Genomic DNA, 3,420 nt, shown 5'->3' with positions numbered 1-3,420 from the left:
CCTGGCTCCTCGCCTACTATTGCTGGTGCTGCAGAGCAGCCCCAAGATGTGCTAACCAATGGTAGTAACCCAGAAACCTTTACCGTAACGGCTACAGGGAATAACCTTACCTACCAATGGCAGATAGATGACCAGTTAGGTGGCGGATTTGTCGATATTGATGATGCCAATGCTACAGACATCTATACCGGTAGCAATACCGCTAACCTTACTCTTACTGGAATTACAGCTGCTTACAATGGGTATACCTATAGAGTTTTGGTAACTGACGCTTCTTTTGTTTGTTCTCCCGTAACTTCTAATGCTGCGCTACTTACTGTAGATGTTACCAATCCTGTGATTGCCATTGATGTAGTTGCTGGGGATGATATTATTAATGCTATAGAAGACGATGCTCCAGTAACCATTTCTGGAACTACTGATGCTGAAGACGGACAAACAGTGACAGTGACTTTAAACGGTAATCTATACACTACCTCGGTTACTGCGGGTACTTGGTCTTTAGATATCTCTGCTGCAGATGCACAGGCTTTAAGCGCTCTAGAAACTATCACTGCCGATGTAACTGACCGTGCTGGTAATGCCGCCACTCAGGCAACTAGAGACGTTGTTCATGATGTGGATGCCGCAATTACCATAACCACGCCTATTGAAGGGGATGATATTGCTAATGCCAGTGAGGCTGGAGATGTAACCATCTCGGGGACGACTACAGCTATAGAAGATGGACAAGTAGTTACCGTAACTTTTGATGATGGCGTTAATCCTCCAGTGACCACTACCGCTACTGTTTCGGGTAATGCGTGGACGGCTACCGATGCCGATATCTCTGGATTGAACAACGGTACCATCACCGTAACTGCGGATGTTACTGATGTAGCGGGTAACACGGCTACCGATAATGCGCCTGTGACTCTAGATAATACACTACCAACTATAGACATCACTATACCTATTGAAGGGGATAATATTGTCAATGCTACCGAAGATGGGGACGTTACCATCTCAGGGACAACTACAGCTATAGAAGATGGACAAGTGGCGATTATTTCTTTTGATGATGGCGTTAATCCTCCAGTGACCACTACCGCTACTGTTTCGGGTAACGCGTGGACGGCTATTGATGCAAACATTGCTGGATTAAACAATGGTACCATAACCGTAACTGCGGATGTTACGGATGTAGCGGGTAATCCGGCTACCGATAACGACCCGATTACTTTAGATAATACCGTACCTACTATCGATATTACCACCCCTATCGAGGGTGATAACATCGTAAATGCTGCCGAAGATGGCGATGTAACCATCTCGGGGACTACTACAGCTATAGAAGATGGACAAGTAGTAACGGTTACTTTTGATGATGGGGTGAATCCTCCAGTAACCACTACCGCTACTGTTTCGGGTAATGCGTGGACCGCTACTGATGCCGATATTTCTGGATTGGACAATGGAACTATCACCGTAACGGTGGATGTTACGGATGTAGCGGGTAACCCGACTACCGATAACGACCCAATTACACTGGATAATACCGTACCAACTATCGATATTACAACTCCTATTGAGTTCGATAATATCGTAAGTGCAACGGAAGATAACGACGTTACCATCTCAGGAACTACCACAGGTGTAGAAGATGGACAAGTCGTGACCGTAACTTTTGATGATGGCGTGAATCCTCCAGTAACCACTACCGCTACCGTAACCGGTAACGCGTGGACGGCTACCGATGCCGATATCTCTGGATTGAATAACGGTACCATCACCGTAACTGCGGATGTTACGGATGTAGCGGGCAACCCAGCTACCGATAACGACCCAATTACTTTAGATAATACCGTACCAACTATCGATATTACCACACCTATTGAAGGAGATAATATTGTCAATGCTATCGAAGATGGGGATGTAACCATCTCAGGTACTACTACAGCTATAGAAGATGGACAAGTAGTAACGGTTACTTTTGATGATGGTGTTAATCCTCCAGTAACCACTAGCGCTACTGTAACTGGTAACGCGTGGACGGCTACCGATGCGGATATCTCTGGATTGAATAACGGTACCATCACCGTAACTGCGGATGTTACTGATGTAGCGGGTAATCCGGCTACCGATAACGACCCAATTACTTTAGATAATACCGTACCAACTATCGATATTACTACACCTATCGAGGGTGACAATATCGTAAATGCTACCGAAGATGGCGATGTAACCATCTCGGGTACGACTACAGGTGTAGAAGATGGACAAGTGGTAACCGTTACTTTTGATGATGGCGTTAATCCTCCAGTAACTACTACCGCTACTGTTTCGGGTAACACCTGGACTGCCACCGATGCAGATATTTCAGGATTGGACAATGGAACTATCACCGTAACTGCGGATGTTACCGATGTAGCGGGTAATCCAGCTACCGATAACGACCCGATTACTTTAGATAATACCGTACCTACTATCGATATTACCACACCTATCGAGGGTGATAACATCGTAAATGCTGCCGAAGATGGGGATGTAACCATCTCGGGTACGACTACAGCTATAGAAGATGGACAAGTCGTGACCGTTACTTTTGATGATGGCGTGAATCCTCCAGTAACTACTACCGCTACCGTAACTGGTAACGCGTGGACGGCTTTAGATGCCGATATCTCTGGATTGAATAACGGTACCATCACCGTAACTGCGGATGTTACTGATGTAGCGGGTAATCCGGCTACCGATAACGACCCGATTACTTTAGATAATACCGTACCTACTATCGATATTACCACCCCTATCGAGGGTGATAACATCGTAAATGCTGCCGAAGATGGGGATGTAACCATCTCAGGGACTACTACAGATGTAGAAGATGGACAAGTAGTTACCGTAACTTTTGATGATGGCGTGAATCCTCCAGTAACCACTACTGCTACTGTAACTGGTAATGCGTGGACCGCTTTAGATGCCGATATCTCTGGATTGAATAACGGTACCATTACTGTAACTGCGGATGTTAGTGATGTAGCGGGTAACACGGCTACCGATAATGCGCCTGTGACTCTAGATAATACACTACCAACTATAGACATCACTATACCTATTGAAGGGGATAATATTGTCAATGCTACCGAAGATGGGGACGTTACCATCTCAGGGACAACTACAGCTATAGAAGATGGACAAGTCGTGACCGTTACTTTTGATGATGGCGTTAATCCTCCAGTAACTACTACCGCTACCGTAACTGGTAATGCGTGGACGGCTATTGATGCAGATATCTCTGGATTGAACAATGGAACTATCACCGTAACGGCGGATGTTACCGATGTAGCGGGTAATCCAGCTACCGATAACGACCCGATTACTTTAGATAATACCGTACCTACTATCGATATTACCACCCCTATCGAGGGTGATAACATC

1 protein-coding gene is annotated in these 3,420 nt (G+C 45.6%); it reads left to right on the top strand.

Going from position 1 to position 3,420, the window contains the following annotated elements:
• The coding region (locus tag HCO57_RS16530; RefSeq protein WP_209066191.1) for a hypothetical protein at positions 1-3,420 on the top strand (3,420 nt) is incomplete at both ends.

This window comes from Croceivirga sp. JEA036 (assembly GCF_011882165.1).
In the GTDB taxonomy this organism is placed as follows: Bacteria; Bacteroidota; Bacteroidia; order Flavobacteriales; family Flavobacteriaceae; genus Croceivirga.
Note: the sequence above shows the minus strand (reverse complement) of the source record. Positions and strands in the feature narration are given on the sequence as shown.